This is a genomic window from Pseudorhodoferax soli (genome assembly GCF_003337555.1).
GTDB classification, from domain to species: Bacteria; Pseudomonadota; Gammaproteobacteria; order Burkholderiales; family Burkholderiaceae_C; genus Pseudorhodoferax; species Pseudorhodoferax soli.
Genome location: NZ_QPJK01000005.1, coordinates 503,018 through 525,585, shown reverse-complemented (window position 1 = coordinate 525,585; position 22,568 = coordinate 503,018). Strand labels below are relative to the sequence as shown.

20 protein-coding genes are annotated in these 22,568 nt (G+C 68.5%); 9 read left to right on the top strand and 11 right to left on the bottom strand.

All coding sequences use genetic code 11. The features are described from left to right. Positions 1–160: 160 nt before the first annotated feature. The 6 genes from clpA to DES41_RS20290 all read right to left on the bottom strand — a co-directional run bounded on the left by clpA (position 161) and on the right by DES41_RS20290 (position 9,976). Positions 161–2,500 (bottom strand): ATP-dependent Clp protease ATP-binding subunit ClpA, encoded by a 2,340-nt coding sequence (gene clpA / locus DES41_RS20315; RefSeq protein WP_114469455.1) that lies wholly within the window; start codon positions 2,498–2,500, stop codon positions 161–163. 69 nt (positions 2,501–2,569) lie between these two features. Next, positions 2,570–2,929: an ATP-dependent Clp protease adapter ClpS gene (clpS, locus tag DES41_RS20310; protein WP_114469558.1), complete on the bottom strand. Its 360-nt coding sequence runs from the start codon at positions 2,927–2,929 to the stop codon at positions 2,570–2,572. Positions 2,930–3,006: 77 nt separating this feature from the next. Further along, the gene (locus tag DES41_RS20305; protein WP_114469454.1) at positions 3,007–3,468 is read right to left on the bottom strand and encodes a SixA phosphatase family protein; all 462 of its coding nucleotides are present in this window, start codon (positions 3,466–3,468) and stop codon (positions 3,007–3,009) included. Next, positions 3,468–5,573, bottom strand: a complete 2,106-nt coding sequence (ppk1, locus tag DES41_RS20300; protein WP_114469453.1) for a polyphosphate kinase 1 — start codon at positions 5,571–5,573, stop codon at positions 3,468–3,470. Before ppk1 ends, DES41_RS20305 begins: the two co-directional genes overlap by 1 nt. 97 nt (positions 5,574–5,670) lie before the next feature. Then, positions 5,671–9,192 (bottom strand): DNA polymerase III subunit alpha, encoded by a 3,522-nt coding sequence (gene dnaE, locus DES41_RS20295; protein WP_114469452.1) that lies wholly within the window; start codon positions 9,190–9,192, stop codon positions 5,671–5,673. Between the two features lie 40 nt (positions 9,193–9,232). Continuing rightward, positions 9,233–9,976 carry a siderophore-interacting protein gene (locus tag DES41_RS20290; protein ID WP_114469451.1) on the bottom strand — a complete coding sequence of 248 codons (744 nt, stop codon included), beginning with the start codon at positions 9,974–9,976 and terminating at the stop codon, positions 9,233–9,235. Between the two features lie 36 nt (positions 9,977–10,012). Here DES41_RS20290 and DES41_RS20285 point away from each other — a divergent pair, with 36 nt between their 5' ends. Further along, entirely contained in the window at positions 10,013–10,483 is a 471-nt protein-coding gene (locus DES41_RS20285; RefSeq protein ID WP_114469450.1) for a MarR family winged helix-turn-helix transcriptional regulator, read from the top strand. On the opposite strand, the gene DES41_RS20280 is transcribed toward DES41_RS20285, so the two are convergent. Next, positions 10,484–11,173, bottom strand: coding sequence for a DUF599 domain-containing protein (locus tag DES41_RS20280; RefSeq protein WP_114469449.1), 690 nt, complete (start codon positions 11,171–11,173; stop codon positions 10,484–10,486). It abuts the gene before it with no gap. 21 nt (positions 11,174–11,194) lie between these two features. Here DES41_RS20280 and DES41_RS20275 point away from each other — a divergent pair, with 21 nt between their 5' ends. The 5 genes from DES41_RS20275 to DES41_RS20255 all read left to right on the top strand — a co-directional run bounded on the left by DES41_RS20275 (position 11,195) and on the right by DES41_RS20255 (position 16,145). Further along, the gene (locus tag DES41_RS20275) at positions 11,195–11,953 is read left to right on the top strand and encodes a sulfurtransferase (protein WP_114469557.1); all 759 of its coding nucleotides are present in this window, start codon (positions 11,195–11,197) and stop codon (positions 11,951–11,953) included. Continuing rightward, positions 11,953–12,642 (top strand): response regulator transcription factor, encoded by a 690-nt coding sequence (locus DES41_RS20270; RefSeq protein ID WP_114469448.1) that lies wholly within the window; start codon positions 11,953–11,955, stop codon positions 12,640–12,642. Before DES41_RS20275 ends, DES41_RS20270 begins: the two co-directional genes overlap by 1 nt. Beyond that, positions 12,639–14,006, top strand: a complete 1,368-nt coding sequence (locus DES41_RS20265; protein WP_114469447.1) for a sensor histidine kinase — start codon at positions 12,639–12,641, stop codon at positions 14,004–14,006. Before DES41_RS20270 ends, DES41_RS20265 begins: the two co-directional genes overlap by 4 nt. 116 nt (positions 14,007–14,122) lie before the next feature. Next, the gene (locus DES41_RS20260; RefSeq protein ID WP_114469556.1) at positions 14,123–14,608 is read left to right on the top strand and encodes a tripartite tricarboxylate transporter TctB family protein; all 486 of its coding nucleotides are present in this window, start codon (positions 14,123–14,125) and stop codon (positions 14,606–14,608) included. A 25-nt stretch (positions 14,609–14,633) separates the two neighbouring features. Next, positions 14,634–16,145 carry a tripartite tricarboxylate transporter permease gene (locus DES41_RS20255; protein ID WP_114469446.1) on the top strand — a complete coding sequence of 504 codons (1,512 nt, stop codon included), beginning with the start codon at positions 14,634–14,636 and terminating at the stop codon, positions 16,143–16,145. Positions 16,146–16,208: 63 nt separating this feature from the next. On the opposite strand, the gene DES41_RS20250 is transcribed toward DES41_RS20255, so the two are convergent. Then, a complete protein-coding gene (locus DES41_RS20250; protein WP_114469445.1) occupies positions 16,209–17,555 on the bottom strand; it encodes an aminotransferase-like domain-containing protein in 1,347 nt (448 codons plus the stop codon). Between the two features lie 145 nt (positions 17,556–17,700). Between DES41_RS20250 and DES41_RS20245 the strand changes: the two genes are divergently transcribed. Further along, positions 17,701–18,330, top strand: a complete 630-nt coding sequence (locus DES41_RS20245; protein WP_114469444.1) for a LysE family translocator — start codon at positions 17,701–17,703, stop codon at positions 18,328–18,330. A gap of 62 nt (positions 18,331–18,392) precedes the next feature. Beyond that, positions 18,393–19,235: a PhzF family phenazine biosynthesis protein gene (locus DES41_RS20240; RefSeq protein ID WP_114469443.1), complete on the top strand. Its 843-nt coding sequence runs from the start codon at positions 18,393–18,395 to the stop codon at positions 19,233–19,235. A 103-nt stretch (positions 19,236–19,338) separates the two neighbouring features. On the opposite strand, the gene DES41_RS20235 is transcribed toward DES41_RS20240, so the two are convergent. From DES41_RS20235 to DES41_RS20225, 3 genes are all read right to left on the bottom strand, one after another. Next, positions 19,339–20,217, bottom strand: a complete 879-nt coding sequence (locus tag DES41_RS20235; RefSeq protein WP_114469442.1) for a pirin family protein — start codon at positions 20,215–20,217, stop codon at positions 19,339–19,341. Positions 20,218–20,257: 40 nt separating this feature from the next. Continuing rightward, a complete protein-coding gene (locus DES41_RS20230) occupies positions 20,258–20,677 on the bottom strand; it encodes a DoxX family protein (protein ID WP_114469441.1) in 420 nt (139 codons plus the stop codon). Between the two features lie 70 nt (positions 20,678–20,747). Then, positions 20,748–21,449: a pirin family protein gene (locus DES41_RS20225; protein ID WP_114469440.1), complete on the bottom strand. Its 702-nt coding sequence runs from the start codon at positions 21,447–21,449 to the stop codon at positions 20,748–20,750. A gap of 121 nt (positions 21,450–21,570) precedes the next feature. Between DES41_RS20225 and DES41_RS20220 the strand changes: the two genes are divergently transcribed. Next, complete coding sequence (locus tag DES41_RS20220) at positions 21,571–22,527, top strand: LysR family transcriptional regulator (protein WP_114469439.1); 957 nt, start codon at positions 21,571–21,573, stop codon at positions 22,525–22,527. Positions 22,528–22,568: the final 41 nt, after the last annotated feature.

Sequence of the window (22,568 nt, the reverse complement as noted above, 5' to 3'; positions counted from 1 at the left end):
CCTACTGAAACCGCCGAGGATGCGGGAGTGTAGCCACTCCAAAAAGCTCACACAACATCAAAGACTTGCGCGGTCAACTTAATGTGATGGACGGCTGGCTTGTCGCCCCGCGGCAACAAAAAAGCCGACCCTGGGGTCGGCTTTTCGTGGCCCGGAGGCCTCAGCCTGCCGTCGCTTCCTCGGCCTCGGGCTTGGCCCGGCCTTCCTTCTTGGGCAGCGGCTGGATGTCCAGCTGCACCTCGCCGGTCTCCACGCCCTTCTCGTCCTTGGACAAGGCGATGTCGACCACCAGGCGGCCTCCGTCGGTCAGGCGGCCGAAGAGCAGCTCGTCGGCCAGCGCGCGCCGGATCATGTCCTGGATCAGGCGCTGCATCGGCCGTGCCCCCATGAGCGGGTCGAAGCCCTTGCGCGCCAGGTACTTGCGCAAGCCGTCGGTGAAGGTGACTTCTACCTTCTTCTCGGCCAGCTGCGTTTCCAGTTGCAGCAGGAACTTGTCGACCACGCGCAGGATGATGGTCTCGTCCAGCGCCTTGAAGCTCACGATCGCGTCCAACCGGTTGCGGAACTCGGGCGTGAACAGGCGCTTGATGTCGCCCATTTCATCACCCGCCTCGCGCGGGTTCGTGAAGCCGATGGTGGCCTTGTTCATGGTCTCGGCGCCCGCATTCGTCGTCATGATGATGATGACGTTGCGGAAGTCGGCCTTGCGCCCGTTGTTGTCCGTCAGGCTGCCATGGTCCATGACCTGCAGCAGCACGTTGAAGATGTCCGGGTGCGCCTTCTCGATCTCGTCGAGCAGCAGCACCGCGTGCGGCTTCTTCGTGACGGCCTCGGTCAAGAGGCCCCCCTGGTCGAACCCGACATAGCCGGGAGGCGCACCGATCAGGCGGCTCACGGCATGGCGCTCCATGTACTCCGACATGTCGAAGCGGATCAGCTCAATGCCCATGATGTAGGCCAGCTGCTTGGCGGCCTCGGTCTTGCCGACGCCGGTGGGGCCGCTGAACAGGAAGCTGCCGATCGGCTTGTCGCCCTTGCCCAGGCCGGAGCGTGCCATCTTGACCGACGACGCCAGAACTTCCAGCGCCTTGTCCTGGCCGAACACCACGCTCTTCAAGTCGCGCTCCAGCGTCTGCAGCTTGCCGCGGTCGTCGTTGGACACGTTCGCAGGCGGAATGCGCGCGATCTTGGCCACGATTTCCTCGACCTCACTCTTGCCGATGGTCTTCTTGCGCTTGGACGCGGTCAGGATGCGCTGGGCAGCGCCGGCCTCGTCGATCACGTCGATGGCCTTGTCGGGCAGGTGCCGGTCGTTGATGTACTTCGCCGACAGCTCGGCCGCCGCCTGCAGCGCCGCAGCAGCGTACTTGACGTTGTGGTGCTCCTCGAAGCGCGACTTCAGGCCCTTCAGGATTTCCACCGTCTGCTCGACCGTGGGCTCGACCACGTCGACCTTCTGGAAGCGCCGCGACAAGGCCGCATCCTTCTCGAAGATGCCGCGGTACTCGGTGAAGGTGGTCGCGCCGATGCACTTGAGCTGGCCGCTGGACAGCGCCGGCTTGAGCAGGTTGGACGCATCCAGCGTGCCGCCCGAGGCTGCACCAGCGCCGATCAACGTGTGGATCTCGTCGATGAACAGCACGGCGTTCGGGCGGTCCTTGAGCGACTTGAGCACGCCCTTCAGACGCTGCTCGAAGTCACCACGGTACTTGGTGCCGGCCAGCAGCGCGCCCATGTCCAGCGAATACACCTGGGCCTCGGCCAGGATCTCGGGCACGTCCTTCTGGGTGATGCGCCAGGCCAGGCCCTCGGCGATGGCGGTCTTGCCGACGCCGGCCTCACCGACCAGCAGCGGGTTGTTCTTGCGCCGGCGGCACAGGATCTGGATCACGCGCTCGACTTCGTATTCGCGGCCGATCAGCGGATCGATCTTGCCTTCCTTGGCCAGCTGGTTCAGGTTCTGGGTGAACTGTTCGAGCGGCGAGGCCTTCTCGTTCTTCTCGGCCCCGCCCTCTTCGCTCTCGGGCTGGGCATCGCTCGACTTGGTCGGCTCGGGCGGATCGCTCTTCTTGATGCCGTGGGCGATGAAGTTGACAACATCCAGGCGCGTCACGCCCTGCTGGTGCAGGTAATAGACGGCGTGCGAGTCCTTCTCGCCGAAGATCGCCACCAGCACGTTGGCGCCGGTCACTTCCTTCTTGCCGCTGCCGGTGGACTGCACGTGCATGATGGCGCGCTGGATCACGCGCTGGAAGCCCAGCGTCGGCTGGGTGTCCACATCGTCGGTGCCCGCCACCTGGGGGGTGTTGTCCTTGATGAAATTCGTCAGCGACTTGCGCAGGTCGTCGATGTTGGCCGAGCAGGCCCGCAGCACCTCGGCGGCACTGGGGTTGTCCAGCAGGGCAAGCAGCAGGTGTTCGACCGTGATGAACTCGTGGCGTTGCTGGCGCGCTTCCACGAAGGCCATGTGCAAACTGACTTCCAATTCCTGGGCGATCATGAAGATTCCTTTGACACCATGCTGATAACGTGCGCTCTACTTGGGTGTGGGAGCGGGCTTTTCAACCCATCATTCCACAGGCTCGCTGACGCATTGGAGCGGGTGACCCGCCTGACGAGCCGCCTCCAGGACCTGGTCGACCTTGGTGGCCGCCACGTCTTTCGAATACACGCCACAGACCGCTCGGCCATCCAGGTGGATCTTGAGCATGATCTGCGTCGCCGTCTCCTTGTCCTTGCTGAAGAACTCCTGGATGACCACGACCACGAACTCCATCGGGGTGTAGTCGTCGTTGAGCATCAAGACCTGGTACATCTGCGGCGGCTTGGTCTTCTGGGTGCGCCGTTCGAGCACGACCGATCCGCCGTCGTCCGGCGCCGCAGGCTTGGCCCTGGGCTGCGCAGGTTTGGAGGGAATTTTGGTGGCCATGCGGACCATTCTATCGGTCGCAAAACGGCCGCGCAGGGCGAGGAATTCACGGCCCGGCGAGCGGGCGTGAAGGAGGCTCAGACGGTCTCGGGAGCCTGGACGGCGACAACGACGGTTTGGCGCTGGCCGTCGCGTTCACGGGTGCGCAGCCACCACACCGCGCCCTTGCGGATGGGCATCTCGGCGATCTGCGCCTGCAGCAGCTGGGCCACGGCCTGGCCGAGCGTCGGCTGGTGGCCGACCACGACGACCACACCCTTGCCATGCGGCCACTGCACGGCATCCAGCAGCGCCTGGGCGGAAGCGTCCGGTGCGATCTCGGGCCGCACCTTGTACTTGCGGCCCAGGGCATCGGCGGTCTGCAGCGCGCGCTGCGCCGGGCTGCTGATGACGCGGGCGCCGTCGGGCAGCTGGCGATCCAGCCAGTTCGCCACGCGGCTGGCTTGCTTGAGGCCCCGCGATGTCAATTCGCGCGCCAGGTCCGTGCCATCGGCGCTTTCTTCGTGCGCTTCGGCGTGGCGCCAGAAAATCAGATCCATCACAACCCCCTCGGGTAGGCGAAACGTTGGGCCAGGGCCAGTTGCGCGCTGTGGCGCTGGCCATCGGGGCCGATGCAGTTCTCCGCGCGCGTGTAGCGGCCGTCCGGCCCCAGTGCCCAGGCGTCGCAGCCGTCGTGCAGGTAGGGCACCAGGCATTCGTCGATGACACGCTGGCGCAGCGCCGGGTCCGTTACCGGCCAGGCCAGTTCGATGCGGCGCAGCATGTTGCGGCCCATCCAGTCGGCACTGGACAGGAACAGCTGTTCTTCCTCACCCTGGCGGAAATAGAACACGCGCGTGTGCTCCAGGAAGCGGCCGACCACCGAGCGCACGCGGATGTTGTCGGACACGCCCGGCAGCTGGGCCGGCAGGATGCAGGCGCCGCGCACGATCAGGTCGATGACCACGCCCTGCTGGCCAGCCTTGAGCAAGGCCCGCACAAGTTGCTCGTCGGTCAGCGCGTTGGTCTTGACGATGATGCGCGCCGGCTGCCCGGCGGCTGCCGCTTCGCCGGCTGCCGCCACGCGCTCCAGCATGGCCTTTTGCAGGTGAAACGGCGCCACCAGCAGCCGGGACATGTGGGCCAGCCGGCTCTGGCCGGCGATGTGCACGAAGACCTGCTCCATGTCGGCCGTGAGCTTGTCGTCGGCCGTGAAATAGCTGAGGTCCGTGTACAGCCTGGCCGTGCGCGGGTTGTAGTTGCCGGTGGACAAATGGCCGTAGCGGCGCAGCTTGCGGCCCTCGCGCCGCGTGATGAGCAGCATCTTGGCGTGGGTCTTCAGGCCCACCACACCATAGACCACCTGCGCGCCGATGCCTTCCAGCATCTCGGCCCAGTTGATGTTGGCCTCCTCGTCGAAGCGCGCCTTGAGCTCCACCACGACCATGACCTCCTTGCCGCGGCGCACGGCCTCGCGCAAGAGGCCCATGAGCTCGGGGTCGCTGCCGGTGCGATAGATGGTCTGGCGGATGGCCAGCACGGCCGGGTCGTGCACGGCCTCGCGCAGCAAGGCCAGCACCGCGTCGAAGCTTTCGAAGGGCTGGTGCACGAGCACATCGCCTTCGCGCAGGCGCTCGAACAGCGAGCCGTCGACGGGCAATCCCAGCGGCCAGACCGGCTTGTGCTCAGGGAACATGAGCCGCCGGTCGTTGACGAGGTCGACCAGCTGGGTCAGCCGCGCCAGGTTCACGGGCCCGTGCACGCGGTACAGCGCCAATTCGGGCAGCTTGAACTGCTGCAGCAGGAAATCGGCGAGCTGCACATCGCAGTTGGCCGAGACCTCCAGCCGCACGGCCTGGCCATAGTGCCGGTACTCCAGGCCCTGGCGCAGCGCGGTGCGCAGGTTGTTGACTTCTTCCTCGTCCACCGCGAGGTCGGAATGGCGCGTCACACGGAACTGCGAGAACTGGCCGACCTGGCGGCCCGGGAACAGCTCGGACAGATGGGCGCGGATCACGCTGGACAACAGCACCGCCAGCGTGCGCCCGCCCGAGAGCTTGTCCGGCATGCGGATCACGCGCGGCAGCACGCGCGGCACCTTGACGATGGAGATGTCGTTCTCGCGGCCGAAAGCGTCGCGGCCGGTCAGCTGGACGATGAAGTTCAGCGACTTGTTGGCCACCAGCGGAAAGGGATGCGCAGGGTCCAGCCCGGTGGGCACCAGCAGCGGCCGCACCTCGCGCTCGAAGTACTGATGGACCCAGGCGCGCTGGGCCGAATCGCGCTCGGAGTGCGACAGGATCTGGATCTTCTCGCGTGCCAGCGCGGGCGCCAGCACGTCGTTGAACAGCGCGTACTGGCGCGCCACGAGGTCGTGCGCGGCCTCGGACAGCGCGCGGTAAGACTCCGGCGTGTACACGCTGCTGCTGCCGGCGGCGCGCATGCTGTGCGCCTCCAGGTGCGCGGCGGCGCGCACCTCGAAGAACTCGTCCAGGTTGGACGACACGATGCACAGGTAACGCAGCCGCTCCAGCAGCGGCACATCGTCCCGGCGCGCCCAGTCGAACACGCGTTCGTTGAACGCCAGGATGCTGTGGTCGCGGTCGAGCAAGGCCAGCGGCGCTGCGGCGGCTTCAGGCTTGCTCGAATCGGAAGAAGGAGGCATGGAGCTTGGGCACTCAAAAAGGGCAGCGAATGTAGCCCGAGTGTCTAGCCCATTCGTGACGTTTTGATGTCATTCATGAAACAGTCACTCGCGTGCCTCATTCGTAAACCACGGTGGCCTGCCCCTCGTGCGCCTGCGCCCGCAAGCCGGCCAGCGCCGCGTCGGTCGGAAAGCAGCGCCTGTCCTCCAGGCGCACCACGTCCTCCGCCACGAAACCCGGGAACATCATCGACAGGCGCAGCGGCAGGCCGCGCTGCAGCTCCCCGTGCTCGGACATCTCGGTCTTGGCCGGGTAGTCCTGCAGCAGCTGGGCGATCGCCGGCGGCTTGTGCCCGTTCGTGCGGTCGACCTTGATGCGCAGGAACTTGCCGAAGCGGCAGCGCGCGCCAGCCAGGTCCCAGACCTGCTGCACCGTCATCTGCAGGCCACCGCTGAAGCGGTCGGGCATCAGCTTGCCCATGACCACGATCATCTCGTCGTCCTTGAGCGTGTCCTTGTGCTGGTTGATGAGCGCCTCGTCGGCCCGCGCGTCGATCACGCCGGACTTGTCGTCCAGCTTGAACAGCGCCAGTTTGCCGCGCTGCCCGTTGATCACCCGCAGGTCGGTCACGATGCCGGCGAACAGCTGCGGCTCGCGCGTGTCGATCAGGTCGCCCAGGCCCCGCTTGACGAACTGGCGCACCTCGCGCGCCACCTCGTCGAACAGATGGCCCGACAGGTAGAAGCCGATGGCCGTCTTCTCGAAGGTCAGCTGCTCCTTGATGCCCCAGGGCGTGGCCTCGACCAGGTCGGGCTCCTGCGTGCTGGAGGCGTGCGAATCCTCCATGTCGAACAGGCCATGCTGGTTGGCGTTGGCCGCGCTCACGCTGGCGAAGGCGAAGGCCTGGTCGATGGAGGCGACCAGCGCGGCGCGGTTGCGCTGCAGGTTGTCGAAGGCGCCCGCCTTGATCAAGGCCTCCAGCGTGCGCTTGTTCAGCTTGGTGCGGTCCACGCGCAGGCAGAAGTCGTACAGGCTCTTGAACTCCCCGCCCTCCTCGCGCGCCGCGACGATGGCCTCGATCGCCTGCTGGCCCGTGCCCTTGATGGCGCCCAGGCCGTAGCGGATCACCTTGTCGGTCACCGGCTCGAAGCGGTGGCGGCCGCGGTTCACGTCGGGGAACTCGAAGGTCAGGCCCATCTTGAGCGCGTCTTCGTACAACACCTTGAGCTTGTCGGTGTCGTCCATTTCCACGGTCATGTTGGCGCAGAAGAACTCGGCCGTGTAGTGGACCTTGAGCCAGCCAGTGTGGTACGCCAGCAGCGAGTAGGCGGCGGCATGCGACTTGTTGAAGCCGTAGCCCGCGAACTTCTCCATCAGGTCGAAGACCTCGTCGGCCTTCTCCTGGTTGATGCCGTTCTTGGCCGCGCCGGCGCGGAAGATCTGCCGGTGCTCGGCCATCTCCTCGGCCTTCTTCTTGCCCATGGCCCGGCGCAGCATGTCGGCGCCGCCCAGCGAGTAGCCGCCCAGGATCTGGGCGGTCTGCATCACCTGCTCCTGGTAGACCATGATGCCGTAGGTCTCGCTGAGCATCTCGGCCACCAGGGGGTGCGGGTACTCGACCTCCTCGCGGCCGTGCTTGCGGTTCACGAAGCTCGGGATCAGGTCCATCGGGCCCGGCCGGTACAGGGCGTTCAGCGCGATCAGGTCTTCCAGGCGCGTGGGCTTGGCGTCGCGCAGCATGCCCTGCATGCCGCGGCTTTCGAACTGGAACACGGCCTCGGTCTTGCCCTCCTGGAACAGCCGGTAGGTCGCCTTGTCGTCCAGCGGGATGTTGGCGTAGTCGAACGCCTCCTGTCCCTTGTGGCGCTTGACGATGAACTCGCGCGCGATCTCCAGGATCGTCAGCGTGGCCAGGCCCAGAAAGTCGAACTTCACGAGGCCGATGGCCTCGACGTCGTCCTTGTCGTACTGGCTCACGGCCGATTCGCTGCCGGGCTGCTGGTACAGCGGGCAGAAGTCGGTGAGCTTGCCTGGCGCGATCAGCACGCCGCCGGCGTGCATGCCGATGTTGCGCGTCATGCCTTCCAGCGCCTGCGCCATCTCGATGAGGTTCTTCACGTCCTCCTCGTTGCGCACCCGGTCGTACAGCTGCGGCTCCAGTTCCAGCGCGTAGTTGTTCTTGTCGCCTTCCTTCTTCGGCTCGGGCGGGTAGGCCAGCGTGTACGACATGCCCGGCTTGGCCGGCACCAGCTTGGAGATGCCGTCGCAGAAGGTGTAGCTCATGTCCATCACCCGGCCCACGTCGCGGATGGCCGCCTTGGCCGCCATCGTGCCGAAGGTGGCGATCTGGCTCACCGCCTCCTTGCCGTACTTCTGCTTCACGTAGTCGATCACGCGGTCGCGGTTGCTCTGGCAGAAGTCGATGTCGAAGTCGGGCATGGACACCCGCTCCGGATTCAGGAAGCGCTCGAACAGCAGCTTGTAGTGCAGCGGATCCAGGTCGGTGATCTTCAGCGCATAGGCCACCAGCGAACCGGCGCCCGAACCGCGGCCCGGCCCCACCGGGCAGCCGTTGAGCTTGGCCCAGCCGATGAAGTCGCCCACGATCAGGAAGTAGCCCGGGAACCCCATCTTGAGGATGGTGTTGATCTCGAACTCCAGCCGCTCCACGTAGCGCGGGCGCTCGGCATCGCGCTTGGCGGGGTCCTTGTAGAGGTGCGCGAGGCGCTCCTCCAGCCCTTCGTGCGAGACATGGCGGAAGTACTCCTCCACCGACATCTGCCGGCCGTCCACCAGCGGAATCGGGAAGTTGGGCAGCTGCGGCTTGCCCAGCACCAGCGTGAGGTTGCAGCGCCTGGCGATCTCCACGGTGTTGGCCAGCGCCGTGGGCACGTCGGCAAACAGCGCCTGCATCTGGGCCGAGGTCTTGAAGTACTGCTCGCGCGTGAAGCGCCGCACGCGGCGCTGGTTGGCCAGGATCTCGCCCTCGGCGATGCAGATGCGGGCCTCGTGCGCCTCGTAATCCTCTTCGGCCATGAACTGCACGGGGTGCGTGGCGACCACCGGCAGGTTCAACCGGCCGGCCAGGCCTACGGCGGCGATCACGTGCGGCTCGTCGTCGGGCCGGCCCGCGCGCTGGATCTCGATGTAGAAGCGATGCGGGAAGATACCCGCCAGCTGCAGCGCCAGGCCGCCGGCGCGCGAGGCGTCGCCCTGCACCAGGGCCTGGCCCACAGGACCGGCCTGGGCGCCGGACAGGCAGATCAGCCCGGCGTTGAGCTCCTGCAGCCAGGCCAGCTTGGCCACGGCCTGGGAGCGCTGCACGTTCTGGGTCCAGCCCCTGGCGAGCAACTCGCACAGGTTCAGGTAGCCCTGGCGGTCCTGCACCAACAGCAGCACGCGCGAGGTGGCGGCCGGATCCTGGCCCATGCCCTCGATCTGCACCTCGGCGCCGATCACGGGCTTGACCCCCTTGCCGCGTGCGGCCTTGTAGAACTTGATGCCGCCGAACAGGTTGTTCAGGTCGGTGATGCCCAGTGCGGGCTGGCCATCGGCGGCGGCCTTGGGAACCAGCTCGTCGATGCGGTTGGTGCCGTCGACGACGGAAAATTCGGTGTGGATGCGCAGGTGAACGAACATTGGGGCGATTCTAGGAGCCCCCTCTCCTGCGCCCCGACCTTCAGCCCTGGTCTTCCAGGTTCTCGTGGTGGGCGATGGCGCCGCGCTTCCAGTAGGCTGCCGCGCGGATGGCCTTGCGGTCATGGCCCTTCTCGTCCACGAGGATGCGGCGGGCGGCGGCTGCCACACCGGCTTCGGCCGCGCACCAGGCATAGCCGTGGCCAGCGGGCAGTTCCAGCGCGCGCACGGCGTCCAGCAGGCTGGCTTCGTCGTCCACCCACTGCAGGTCCAGCGCGGCGGCGCTGGCCAGGGCCTGGCGGTCGGCGGCCGCCACATGCAGGCGGACGATGGCGCGGCTGCCCGCCGGCAGTTCTTCCAGGCGCCGGGCCACGGCCGGCAAGGCGGTCTCGTCGCCGACCAGCAGATACCAGTCGAAGTCCAGCGGCACCACGAAGGAGCCGCGCGGCCCGGCCACGGTCAAAGGCTGGCCTGGCTGGGCCTGGCGCGCCCAGTCGGCGGCCGGGCCGTCGCCATGCAGCGCGAAGTCCACGGCGAGTTCACGGGCGGCCTGGTCGTAGCGGCGCGGCGTGTAGTCGCGCGCCACTGGCCCTTCGGCCGTCGGGAAGAAGACCTTGACATGGTCGTCGTAGGAGGCGCTGACGAAATCGGCCAGGGCTTCACCCTGGAACACCACGCGGCGCATCTGCGGGCTCAGGGTCTCGACACGTGCCACCTGGAGCTCTCGGCGCTTGATTTCATGGCGCACGCGCTGCACCTGGCGTGGTGTGTTGGTTTCCAAATTCATTGGGATTCTTGTTGATGGTTGATAATGTCCCCAATCATGCGCGAATCAGTTGATAAGGTCAACCGTCGGGGTCGTCAAGACCCTGCCGACGACGAGGTTCTAGAGCTGGTGCACCAGGTCATGCACCAGTTCCGCTCGCAGCTGTTCCAGGCCCTGCGCCAGGGCGAGCACGAACTGACCCACATGGAAAGCAAGGTCCTGGGCTTCTACGCCCACCGCCCCGGAGCCACGCAGAGCGACCTCGTGCAGCACACGGGCCGCGACAAGGCCCAGCTCGCGCGCCTCATCAAGGGCCTGCGCGAGCGCGGCCTGCTGCATGGCGAGGCCGATGCGGCCGACCGGCGCAACGTGCGCCTGCAGCTGACGCCCGAGGGCCAGGCGATCCAGCAGGCGCTGCGCCAGCAGGCCAAGGCGCTGGAAGCCCAGGCCGTCCTTGGCCTGGCGGAAGAAGAGAAAGCCCAGCTGCTGGCGCTGCTGCGCCGCGTGCAGGGCAACCTGAACGCCTGATCAGTCGCGCAGCACGTGCAGCACCTCGGAGCGGAACTCCCGGCTGTACAGGATCAACACCACGGCCGCCGTCGCCACCGCGAAGGCCAGCGATGAGAAAAACCAGGCCGTGGCCGCGAACGACATGTAGTAGGCCCGCACGCCGCCATTGAAGGTCTCGGCCGCCATGCCCAGCATCTTGCCGGCGCGGTCGGCGAAGTGCTTGCGGTCGAACTTGCCGGCTGCAAAATCCTCCGGGTCGGGCATCGAGCCGATCACCAGCGCTGCGAAGGTGTATTGCCGCATCGACCAGGTGAAACGGAAGAACGCATAGACGAAGATGCTGGCCAGCAGCATCACCTTGAGGTCGAACACCAGCACAGAGGTGCGCACCGCGAAGGGGATCTCGCGCACGAATTCCGAGGCCTTGTCGGTCGCGCCCAAGAGCGCCAGCAGGCCGCCGATGATGATGATGGTGGTCGAGGCGAAGAACGAGGGGCTGCTGGACAGCCCCTGCACGATGATGCCGTCCAGCACGCGCGGGTCCCGCGCCGTGGCCTGCTCCATCCAGTAGCGGCGGTAGCGGTTGGTGGTTTGCAGCAGCGTGGCCTGCTGGGTGCTGCCCGAAAACCGCGCATAACCCAGCCACAGCCCGAAGAACCACAGCAGGGCCAGCCAGTCGTACCAGGGCAGAAACTTGAGTGCGCTCATCGGCCTAGGATAATCGTGCCCGTGCCTGCGATCCTCAACATCTCCGCCTACAAATTCGTCCCCCTGCCCGATGCCGCCGCGCTGCGCGAACGGCTGCTGGCCTGCGCCACCGCGCACCAGCTCAAGGGCACCGTGCTGCTGGCCGAGGAAGGCATCAACCTCTTCGTGGCCGGCCCCGAGGCCGACGTGCGCGCCTTCGTCGCGCTGCTGCATGCCGATGCCCGCTTCGCCGACATCGCGCCCAAGGAAAGCTGGTCCGACGCACAGCCCTTTCGCAAGATGCTGGTCAAGGTCAAGCGCGAGATCATCCGCATGGACCAGCCGCAGATCCGCCCCGACTTCAGCGCCGACGGTGGCCGTGCCCCTGCCGTGCCGGCCGCCACCGTGCGCCGCTGGCTCGACACCGGCCACGACGACGAAGGCCGCCCCGTGGTCACGCTGGACACGCGCAATGCCTTCGAGGTGGACTGCGGCGCGTTCGAGAACGCCGTCGACTGGCGCATCGACAAGTTCAGCGAATTCCCGGCCGCGCTGGCCGCGCACCAGGCCGAGCTCGAAGGCAAGACCGTGGTGAGCTACTGCACCGGCGGCATCCGCTGCGAGAAGGCCGCCATGCTGATGCGCGCGAGCGGCCTCACGCACGTCTACCAGCTCGAAGGCGGCATCCTCAAGTACTTCGAGGAGACCGACGGCAAGCACTACAAAGGTGGCTGCTTCGTGTTCGACGAACGCCGCGCGGTGGACAGCGCACTGCAGCCCGATCCCTCTGCCGCCGCCTGATGTGGCGCTGCCTGGTCATCGAGGACGAGCCCGAGCACGCCCGCTACATCGCAACCGGCCTGCGTGAACTGGGCCATGCCGTCGTGCACTGCCGCGACGGCGTGACGGGCCTGGCCCGCGCCGTCGAGGAACACTGGGACGTGGTCGTGCTCGACCGCATGCTGCCCGGCGACGTGGATGGCCTGGCCATCCTCGCCACGCTGCGCCGCCTGGGCAAGAAGACACCCGTTCTCGTGCTCAGCGCGCTCAGCGCCGTCGATGAGCGCATCCGCGGCCTCAAGGCCGGCGGCGACGACTACCTCACCAAGCCCTTCGCGTTCTCCGAACTGGCCGCCCGGCTCGAAGCCCTGGTGCGCCGCGCCGGCAGTGCGCCCGAGGTGCGCCACCTGCAGGTGGCCGACCTGCGCATCGACCTCATGACGCGCGGCGTGGAGCGCGCCGGCCAGCCCATTGCGCTGCAGCCGCGCGAGTTCCGGCTGCTGGCCTTCCTGGTGTCCAACGCCGGCCAGGTGCTCACGCGCACCATGCTGCTCGAATCGGTGTGGGACTACCAGTTCGACCCGCAGACCAACGTCATCGATGTGCACATCAACCGCCTGCGCAAGAAGATCGACCACGGCTTCGCCCAGCCGCTGATCCACACGGTGCGCGGCGCCGGCTACCAGCTGGCGGCCCAGCCGCCGGCATGAGCGGGAGACAGCGCGTCTGGCGGCATTCCGCCGCGTTCCGGCTCGCGCTGGCCTTCGCCGGCATGGCCATGCTGATCATGGTCATCACGCTGTCGGTGTTCTACATCCGCACCGTGGTGTTGCTGGAGCAGCGCACGCTGCGCCAGATCGCCAGCACCACGCAGCAGCTGCAAGCGCGCTTCGACCAGGGCGGCCGCGCCGCGCTGGTGCAGGCCATCGACGAATCCCTGGGCGATGGCGAGGACTCCGACCGCGAACTGCTGGTGCTGCTGGATGCCGAGGGCCGGCGCATCGCCGGCAGCAGCCGCTTCGCCGATCCGCCGGCCTCCGGCAGCGACATCGAGGAGCAGACCCTGCTGCGCAGCGGCCACCCCGCGCCCGGCTACCTGACCACCCGCAAGCTGCCCGACGGCTCGCGCCTGGTGGTCGGCCACGACCGCAGCGAGCAGATCCAGATGGCCGAACTCGTCGGCGATGCCATCAAGGCCGCCACCTTCCTGGCGCTGCTGTTGGTGGTCGGCGGCACCTACCTGTTCCGCGACCTGCTGGAGCAGCGCATCGGCGCGCTGCGGCGCACCGCCGCCCAGGTCGCGGCCGGCCGGCTGGCCGAGCGCGTGCAGCCCTCCGAGCGCGACGACGAGTTCGCGCTGCTGGAGCACGACATCAACCGCATGCTCGACCGCATCGAGGGCCTGATGCAGGGCGTGCGCCATGTCTCCGACACCATCGCGCACAACCTGCGCACGCCGCTCACGCGCGCACTGGCGCGGCTGCACGAGGCGCAGCGCGAAGGCAGCGATCCCGCGGCCCTGCGGGCGGCCAGCGCCGCCACCATCGCCGAACTCGAGCAGCTCAACGCCGTCTTCCACAAGCTGCTGCAGATCGCCGAGGCCGAGGCCGGCGCGCAGCGCCAGCAGTTCACGCCGCAGTCGCTGCACGCCATCGCGGCCGACGTGGTGGAGCTCTACGCCGCCGTGGCCGAGGACCAGGGCTGCACGCTGCAGCTGGTCGGCGACGCCCCGGCCCAGGCGGCGGGTGACCGCGACCTGCTGGCTAGCGCGATCGCGAACCTGGTGGACAACGCGCTCAAGTACAGCGCGCACACGCCGGGCGCGCGCGTCGAAGTGGCCGTGCGCGCCCGCCACGACACGGTCGAGCTCGCCGTGCGCGACAACGGCCCCGGCGTGGCCGCCGTGGCATTGGCACGGCTGGGCCAGCGCTTCTTCCGGCTCGACGAGCGCCTGCCCGGCACCGGCCTGGGCCTGGCCAGCGTGCGCGCCATCGCCCAACTGCACGGCGCCAGCCTCGTCTTCGAGGATGCCGCGCCCGGCCTGTGCGCGCGGCTGAAGCTGCCGGCCGGCTGACCACCGCGCGCACCTAACCAAACGTTCATCTTCTCGTCATGCACGGCGAGGAGCCGCATTCCTACGATCGCCCCGCGCGCCGCCATGGCGCCGTTCCCCACACGCAGGAGGCCATTTTGGGAATCAAGAGCCAGAGAGACTTTTATTCGGGCGCCATGTTCAGTGCGTTCGGCGTCGCGTTCGCCTGGGGCGCGACAAGCTACACCGTCGGTGACGCCGCGCGCATGGGCCCGGGCTACTTTCCGTTGATCGTGGGCGTGCTGATCGCCGTCCTCGGCTCGTTGATCATGCTCAACGCCTTGCGCCACGGCGGCGCGGACGGCGACCCGATCGGCAAGATCGCCTGGAAACCGCTGTGCTATGTGATCGGCGCCAACCTGGCCTTCGGCGTGCTGCTGGCGGGCCTGCCGTCACTGGGCATCCCGGCCATGGGCCTGATCGTGGCGATCTATGCGCTGACCTTCATCGCCAGCATGGCCGGCGAGCAGTTCGACAGGAAGAGCGTGGCCATCCTGGCCACCGTGCTGGCCATCGGCAGCTATGTCGCGTTCGAACTCGCGCTGAAGCTCAATTTCCCGATCTGGCCGACGTTCATCGCCTGATCCACCACAACGACAAGAACATTCCATGGATCTGATCGACAACCTCTCCATCGGCTTCGGCGTCGCGTTCACCTTCCAGAACCTCGCCTATGCCTTCGTCGGCTGCCTGCTGGGCACGCTGATCGGCGTGTTGCCCGGCATCGGCCCGGTGGCCACCATCGCCATGCTGCTGCCCGCCACCTACGCCCTGCCCCCGGTGGCCGCGCTGATCATGCTGGCCGGCATCTACTACGGTGCGCAGTACGGCGGCTCCACCACCGCCATCCTGGTCAACCTGCCTGGCGAAGCCTCGTCTGTCGTGACCGTGATCGACGGCTACCAGATGGCGCGCAAGGGCCGGGCCGGGCCCGCGCTCGCCGCGGCCGGCCTGGGCTCGTTCTTCGCGGGCTGCGTGGGCACCCTGATCCTCGCGGCCTTCGCTCCGCCGCTCACCGAGGTGGCCTTCAAGTTCGGCCCGGCCGAGTACTTCTCGCTGATGGTGCTGGGCCTGATCGGCGCCGTGGTGCTGGCCTCGGGCTCGCTGCTGAAAGCCATCGCGATGATCCTGCTGGGCCTGGCCTTCGGCCTGGTCGGCACCGACGTGAACTCGGGCGTGGCGCGCTACAGCTTCGACATCCCCGAACTGACCGACGGCATCAGCTTCATCGCCATCGCCATGGGCGTGTTCGGCTACGGCGAGATCATCGCCAACCTGGGCAAGTCCGACAGCGAGCGCGAGGTCTTCACGGCCAAGGTCACCGGGCTGATGCCGACCAAGGAGGACTTCAAGCGCATGACGCCGGCTGTGCTGCGCGGCACGGCACTGGGCTCGGCCCTGGGCATCCTGCCGGGCGGCGGCGCGCTGCTGTCGGCCTTCGCGTCCTACACCATCGAGAAGCGCACCAAGCTCAAGCCGGGTGAAGTGCCGTTCGGCCAGGGCAACATCCGCGGCGTGGCCGGCCCCGAGTCGGCCAACAACGCCGGTGCGCAGACTTCCTTCATCCCGCTGCTGACGCTGGGCATTCCGCCCAATGCGGTGATGGCGCTGATGGTGGGTGCGATGACCATCCACAACATCCAGCCGGGCCCGCAGGTCATGACCAGCAACCCCGAGCTGTTCTGGGGCCTGATCGCCTCGATGTGGATCGGCAACGCCATGCTGATCATCCTGAATTTGCCGCTGATCGGCGTCTGGATCAAGCTGCTGACCATCCCCTACAAATGGCTGTTCCCGGCCATCGTGTTGTTCTGCGCGGTGGGCGTGTACTCGGAGAACAACAACAGCTTCGAGATCTGGATGGTCGCCATCTTCGGCATCGTCGGCTACCTGTTCCACAAGCTTGGCTGCGAGCCTGCGCCGCTGCTGCTCGGGCTGATCCTCGGGCCGATGATGGAAGAGAACCTGCGCCGCGCGCTGCTGCTGTCGCGCGGCGACTGGAGCGTGTTCGTCACGCGGCCGCTGTCGGCATCGCTGCTCGCGATCGCGGCCGTGCTGCTGATCGTGGTGCTGCTGCCCTCGGTCAAGTCCAAGCGCGAGGAAGCTTTCGTCGAGGATTGACGGCCCTGCCCCCGGCGCCAAGCCGGCGCACGCCGCGCCGAGCGGCACCCACCCCACAGGGCGTCAGGCGCGGCGCGGCAGCAGCGCCGCCAAGTGCCCCAGGGCTTCCGTCAGTTCGTCGAAGCGGGGGCCGCCCAGGCAGATCCGCAGACCGCTGGCGCTGTCGTCCTCGTGCACCATCATGGCCTGTGGCGGCGTCAGCTTCAGGCCGATGGCCGCCGCAGCGGCGACCACGCCATCGGCAGCATCGCGCGGCATCGCCAGCCAGGCGTTGTAGGCCTCGGGATGCCAGGCAAGCGCCCCGGTGCCGAGCAGTGTGGCGGCCAGCCTGGCACGCCGCTGGGCCTCATGGCGCAGGTCGCGCTGGATGGTGGCGACCGCGCCGGTGGCCAGCCATTCGTCGACCACGGCGCAGGAGAGCGCCGAGGGGGCCATGGGCAGGTCCTGCAGCAGCGCTTGCGCGGCATCGCGCAGGCCGGCCGGCAGCGCCAGCACGCCGATCTGCAGGCCCGGCCCCAGCGATTTGGAGAGCCCGTTCACGTGCAATGCGATGTCGGGCGCCAGCGCCGCCAGCTGCGGCAATCCGGGCAACGCGGACGCATACACGCCGTCTTCGATGATCCAGGCGCCCGCCTGGCGGCAGATGTCCACGATGGCCTGCCTGCGCGCCGCGGGCATGGTGGCCGTCGTCGGGTTGTGCAGCGTGGGCGTGAGGTAGACCGCCCTGGCGCTGGCGGGCCCGGCCGCGTGCAGTGCCTGGGCGAGCGCCTGCGGCACCATGCCCTCGGCATCGATCTCCACGCCCTGCATGCGGTACCCCGCACGCCGCGCCAGCGCGATCGCGCCGGGGTAGGTGATCCGCTCGGTCAGCAGCAGCCCAGCACGGCCGCACACCAGCGCGAAGGCCACCGACAGCGCCTGGCGTGCGCCGCTGGTCAGCACCAGCTGCGCCGGGTCGACGGCCAGCCCGATCGTCTCCAGCCAGCGGGCGAGAACGCGGCGGTGTTCCAGATGGCCGCCGGGTGGCGCATACAGCGTGAAGTGGTCCGCGTCGACCCGGCGGGCGATCGCCGCCAGCGTCCGCGCGAGGAAGCGGGTGTGCAGCGCGGCCGGTGGCGCGTTGGTGGAGAGGTCGATCTGCCGGTCGCTGTGCGACCGGTCGATCGCGACGAAGGTGCCGCGGCCCTTGACGCTGCGCGTGAGGCCCCTGCGTTCGAGGACGGCGTAGGCCTTGGTCACCGTGCCCAAGCCGATCTGCAGCGCCTTCGCGATGTCCCGCTGGGCAGGCAGGCGGTCGCCACCAGCCAGGCGTCCCTCGACGATGTCGTCGGCCAGTGCCCGTGCCAGCCGTTCGCCGGCGCTTGCGCCGGTGCTGGCAAGGCGGGGCGTCCATGGAGAGCGCAGCAGCATGGTCGGGGTCTCGAATAAAGGTGTCTCGATACACTTTTGAATTTCTTCCTTAGTGTATCGTCAAGGCGCATGCCACCGGGCCTGGGCTGTGCGATGCCTGCGGCCTCGACGCTGGCGCATCGCTTGTCAACGGGAGCACAGCAGCATGGCCGCCAGCCAGATCGCCATCGTCTACGCAACCTATCTCATCGCCACCGCCAGCCCGGGGCCGAGCAACATGGCCATCATGGGCACGGCGATGCGCGACGGCCGCCGCCCCGCCCTCGTGCTGGCGGCCGGCGTGGTCAGCGGCTCCCTGTTCTGGGCGGTCCTGGCGGCAACCGGCGTCTCCGCGCTGCTGGCCGCGTACGCCGAGGCACTCTGGTTCGTCAAGATGGCGGGCGGCGCCTACCTGCTCTACCTGGCGTGTCGCGCGGGCAGATCGGCCATGGGCCCGGCCACCGGCATGGCGGTGCCGCGCGCGGACCGCGGGCCGCTGCGCTACGGCTTGCTCTACCGCCAGGGCCTGCTCATGCACATCGGCAACCCCAAGGCCATCCTCTCCTGGACCGCCATCATCTCGCTGGGCATCCAGGCGGATGCCGCCGCGGGCGGCTTGCCGGCGATCGTGGGTGGCTGCGTGGGCCTGGGCGTGCTGGTGTTCGGCGGCTACGCCATCGCCTTCTCGACGGCCGCGATGGTCGCCCTCTACGCGCGGTGGCGGCGCTGGATCGAAGGCACGCTCTCGGCGGTGTTCGCGCTCGCCGGACTGAAGCTGCTGTTCTGGCGCAGCTGAGGCGCCGGCCCCTGGACCGTCACCCTTCCCGCCACCACGCACCCTCACCCAGGAGCGGCACCATGCCCCAGTCCATCCATCTCGTCGATGTCTTCGGCACCGGCCCGCTGTCGGGCAATCCGCTGGCGGTCGTCACCGGCGCCGATGCCTTCAGCACGGAGGACATGCAGCGCCTGACGCGCTGGTTCAACCTCTCGGAGACCGCCTTCCTGCTGGCGCCCACGCAGCCGCAGGCGCATTACCGCGTCAGGATCTTCACGCTGGACCGGGAGATGCCTTTTGCCGGGCATCCGACGCTGGGCAGCTGCCACGCCTGGCTTGCCACGCACGGCGCGCCCGCAGGCGCTGCGCAGCTCATCCAGGAGTGCGGGGCCGGCCTGGTGCCCATCCGGCGGGACCACGGACGCCTGGCGTTCGCCGCGCCACCGCTGATCCGCAGCGGCGCGCCCGCGCCGGATGCGCTCGACGCGGCGTTGCGCATGCTGGGGATCGCTGCTGCCGACATCCTCGATGCGGCCTGGATCGACAACGGCCCCGGATGGCTGGGCATCAGGCTGGCCTCTGCCGAGCAGGTGCTGGCCCTGGAACCGGCACGGCGCTGGCCCGCCCGCATCGACGTCGGCGTGGTCGGCCCGCACCGCGCCGGCGCAGACGCGGCCTTCGAGGTGCGCGCCTTCTTTTCGGACCACCTCGGGACCATCGTCGAAGACCCCGTGACGGGCAGCCTCAATGCGTCGCTGGCGCAGTGGCTGTTCGCCAGCGGCGTGGCGCAGCGCGACTACGTTGCGGCGCAGGGCACACGGTTGGGCCGCCAGGGCCGCATCCATTTGGGCCGCGACGCAGCCGGCCAGGTGTGGGTCGGCGGCGAAACGCGCACCCATGTCACAGGCGAGCTGCAGCTTTGACGTCACGCCTGCAGCGCCGGCGCGCACCGCGCCTGTGCAGCGCTGCGGAACCATGTATGCGACCGGCCCTGCAGCGAGGGCGGCGTTCCGCACCGAGCGCCATTCAGGCCGTGAAGCGGCGCTCGGGCAAGGGGATGAACTCGCTCTCGCCCGGCACGCGGGCGAAGCGGCCGGCTTCCCAGTCGTCGGCCGCCTGCACGATGCTCTCCTTGCGGCTGGCCACGAAGTTCCACCACATGTGACGGTGCCCCAGCGGCGCGCCGCCGATCACGGCCACACGCGCGGGCGCCGTGCTGTGGATGGCCACGCCGGCACCGGGCCGCAGCACGGCCAGCTGGCGCGGCGCCACCTCCTGGCCGTCGACGGTCAGCGCATGGTCGACCGCATAGACCGCGAGTTCGGGCGCCAGCGGCGGCAGCACGAAGCTGGTGCCGCCCTTGAGCGCCACATCCAGGTACACGGTCTCGGAAAAGGTGGTGACGGGCGAGACCTTGCCGAAGGCATGGCCGATCAGCACGCGCACATGCACGCCGTCCACCTCCAGCGCGGGGATGCTGGCGGCCGGTGTGTGCTCGAAGCTGGGTTCGGTGCGCTCGTGTTCCTCCGGCAGCGCCGCCCACAGCTGCAGGCCATGGTTCACATACGACTGCTGCGCCAGCCGCGCCGGCCGGCGCTCGGAATGCGCGATGCCGCGCCCGGCCGTCATCCAGTTGATCGCGCCGGGCTGGATCTCCTGCTCCGAGCCCAGGCTGTCGCGGTGGAAGATGGCGCCTTCGAACAGGTAGGTCACCGTGGCCAGGCCGATGTGCGGATGCGGCCGCACATCGTGGTTGTCCTCGGGCCGCTGCGCGGCCGGGCCGAAGTGGTCGAAGAACAGGAACGGACCGACGGCCTGGCGCTTGGCTGCAGGCAGCAGCCGGCGCACGGCGAAGCCACCGCCCAGGTCTTTGTCGTGTCCGTTCAACAGCAGTTCGATGGCCATGCGCGTCTACTCCCAGTAAGCGTGTACCGCGCCAGTGTAGTCAGCGCCGGTCCACGCTGAAGCGCCCGGCACCGAAGGCCACGAACGCCAGCAGGCCACCCGCGATCGCCACGTTCTTCATGAACATCAGCTGCTGCACCATGGCCTTGTCGGCCGGCACCGCCCAGTAGTTGTGGAAGAAGAACGAGGCCGCCAGCGTGAACACCGCCAGCACCAGGGCCGCGAGCCGCGTCTTGAACCCGACCAGCAGCGCCAGCCCCAGGCCCAGCTCGACCACGATGGCCAGCGCCGCGCCCACCTGCGGCAGCGGCAGGCCGACCGAGCCGATGTAGCCCACGGTGCCGGCAAAGCCGGTGAGCTTGCCGAAGCCGGCCGGGATGAACAGCACGGCGAGCAGGATGCGGCCGACCAGGGCCAGTGCGTCCTGCGCCGGGCTCGGCGCAATGGGATGGGCGTTCATGTCGTACTCCTTGTCGGAAAGCCTGAGAAAAACGGCCCGCGCACCCCCATGGCGCGCGGGCCCCGCAGTATCAGGCCGCCAGGTCGAACACCAGCACCTCGGCATCCTTGCCGTCGGCCAGACGCAGCTCCGACTCACCGGCCAGCAGCGCTGCATCGCCGCCGGACAGGCGCTGGCCGTTGACGGTCAGCTCGCCGCGCACCAGGTGCACATAGCCCTTGCGCGCCGGGTCCAGCGCCAGCGTGGCCGCCTCGCTGCCGTCGAACAGGCCGGCGTACAGCGCGGCGTCGGCATGCACCGTGACCGAACCGTCGGCACCATCGGGCGAGGCCACCAGCCGCAGCCGGCCGCGCTTTTCCTCGGCGTCGAAGCGCTTTTGCTCGTAGCCCGGTGCAATGCCGTTCTTGGAAGGCTCGATCCAGATCTGCAGGAAGTGCGTGGTCTGCTCCGGCGCGTGGTTGAACTCGCTGTGCATCACGCCGGTGCCCGCGCTCATGCGCTGCACATCGCCGGGCGGGATGCCCTTGACGTTGCCCATCGTGTCCTTGTGCGCGAGGTTGCCCTCCAGCACGTAGCTGATGATCTCCATGTCGCGGTGGCCGTGCGTGCCGAAGCCCTTGCCCGGGGCGACGCGGTCTTCGTTGATCACGCGCAGGTTGCCCCAGCCCATGTGCGCCGGGTCGTGGTAGCCGGCGAACGAGAAGCTGTGGTGGGACTTCAGCCAGCCGTGGTCGGCGTGGCCCCGGTCGGCGGATTTGCGCAGTGTCAGCATGGTGGACTCCTTGGTGGTTCGACGTGCGCCACAAGCGGCGCATGGACAGAACTTTAGGTCTCGGCCATTCAAAGACAATGCACGTGAATTCGCGTCATCGTTCAAAGCAACTGAATCAGCCATGCCCAGCAACCAGCCCCCCAGCCCCCGCGACGTGCTGACGCCCGATGCCCTGGCCATGCTGCAGGCCATCTCCGCCTCCGGCAGTTTCGCGGCGGCCGCCCGTGCGCTCGGCCTGGTGCCCAGCGCGCTGACCTACCGCGTGCGCCAGATCGAGGATGCACTGGACGTGCTGCTGTTCGACCGCAGTTCGCGCCAGGCCCGGCTGACCGAGGCCGGTGCCGAACTCATGCGCGAGGGCCGGCGTCTGCTGCACGAGATCGACGCCGTGGCCAACCGCGTGCGCCGCGTGGCCACGGGCTGGGAGCCGCAGCTCACGCTGGCCGTGGACAGCGTGATCTCGCGCACCACCATCCTGGACCTGTGCGAGGCCTTCTACGCCATCGCGCCGCCGACGCGGCTGAAGATCCGCGAGGAGGTGCTGTCCGGCACGCTGGAGGCCCTCGTCACCGGCCAGGCCGACCTGGCCATCGGCGTCGTGACGCAGGGCGGCGCGATCCGCGACCTGCAGGTCAGGCCGCTCGGCAAGATGCGCTTCGTCTATGCCATGGCCCCGCACCACCCGCTGGCCCAGGCCGACGAGCCACTGGCCGACGCCCTGGTGCAGCAGCACCGCGCCGTGGCCGTGGCCGATTCGGCCCAACGCGCCAACGTCACGCTCGGCCTCCTGGGCGGGCAGGACGTGCTGACCGTTCCCACCATGCGCGCCAAGCTCGAGGCCCAGCTGCGCGGCCTGGGCTGCGGCTTCCTGCCGGAGAACCTGGCCCGCCCCTACATCGACACCGGCCGCCTGGTCGCGCGCCGCGTTCAGCAGCCCGAGCGCATCGTCGACGTGGGCTATGCCTGGCATGCCGCATCCAGTGGCCTGGGCCTGGGCCGCGCCGTGCAGTGGTGGCTGCAGCAGCTGGAGAGCCCGGCCACGCGCGCGGCCCTGCTCAATGCACCGCATGCGGGTTGATGCGGGTGTGACGGCGGGGGGAAGGCCAGCGCCCACCGTGT

What these genes read in the sequence shown, in the direction of transcription:
- clpA (WP_114469455.1), bottom strand. Translation starts at nt 2,500, where the DNA reads ATGATCGCCCAGGAATTGGAAGTCAGTTTGCACATGGCCTTCGTGGAA.
- clpS (WP_114469558.1), bottom strand. Translation starts at nt 2,929, where the DNA reads ATGGCCACCAAAATTCCCTCCAAACCTGCGCAGCCCAGGGCCAAGCCT.
- DES41_RS20305 (WP_114469454.1), bottom strand. Translation starts at nt 3,468, where the DNA reads ATGGATCTGATTTTCTGGCGCCACGCCGAAGCGCACGAAGAAAGCGCC.
- ppk1 (WP_114469453.1), bottom strand. Translation starts at nt 5,573, where the DNA reads ATGCCTCCTTCTTCCGATTCGAGCAAGCCTGAAGCCGCCGCAGCGCCG.
- dnaE (WP_114469452.1), bottom strand. Translation starts at nt 9,192, where the DNA reads ATGTTCGTTCACCTGCGCATCCACACCGAATTTTCCGTCGTCGACGGC.
- DES41_RS20290 (WP_114469451.1), bottom strand. Translation starts at nt 9,976, where the DNA reads ATGAATTTGGAAACCAACACACCACGCCAGGTGCAGCGCGTGCGCCAT.
- DES41_RS20285 (WP_114469450.1), top strand. Translation starts at nt 10,013, where the DNA reads ATGCGCGAATCAGTTGATAAGGTCAACCGTCGGGGTCGTCAAGACCCT.
- DES41_RS20280 (WP_114469449.1), bottom strand. Translation starts at nt 11,173, where the DNA reads ATGAGCGCACTCAAGTTTCTGCCCTGGTACGACTGGCTGGCCCTGCTG.
- DES41_RS20270 (WP_114469448.1), top strand. Translation starts at nt 11,953, where the DNA reads ATGTGGCGCTGCCTGGTCATCGAGGACGAGCCCGAGCACGCCCGCTAC.
- DES41_RS20265 (WP_114469447.1), top strand. Translation starts at nt 12,639, where the DNA reads ATGAGCGGGAGACAGCGCGTCTGGCGGCATTCCGCCGCGTTCCGGCTC.
- DES41_RS20255 (WP_114469446.1), top strand. Translation starts at nt 14,634, where the DNA reads ATGGATCTGATCGACAACCTCTCCATCGGCTTCGGCGTCGCGTTCACC.
- DES41_RS20250 (WP_114469445.1), bottom strand. Translation starts at nt 17,555, where the DNA reads ATGCTGCTGCGCTCTCCATGGACGCCCCGCCTTGCCAGCACCGGCGCA.
- DES41_RS20245 (WP_114469444.1), top strand. Translation starts at nt 17,701, where the DNA reads ATGGCCGCCAGCCAGATCGCCATCGTCTACGCAACCTATCTCATCGCC.
- DES41_RS20240 (WP_114469443.1), top strand. Translation starts at nt 18,393, where the DNA reads ATGCCCCAGTCCATCCATCTCGTCGATGTCTTCGGCACCGGCCCGCTG.
- DES41_RS20235 (WP_114469442.1), bottom strand. Translation starts at nt 20,217, where the DNA reads ATGGCCATCGAACTGCTGTTGAACGGACACGACAAAGACCTGGGCGGT.
- DES41_RS20230 (WP_114469441.1), bottom strand. Translation starts at nt 20,677, where the DNA reads ATGAACGCCCATCCCATTGCGCCGAGCCCGGCGCAGGACGCACTGGCC.
- DES41_RS20225 (WP_114469440.1), bottom strand. Translation starts at nt 21,449, where the DNA reads ATGCTGACACTGCGCAAATCCGCCGACCGGGGCCACGCCGACCACGGC.
- DES41_RS20220 (WP_114469439.1), top strand. Translation starts at nt 21,571, where the DNA reads ATGCCCAGCAACCAGCCCCCCAGCCCCCGCGACGTGCTGACGCCCGAT.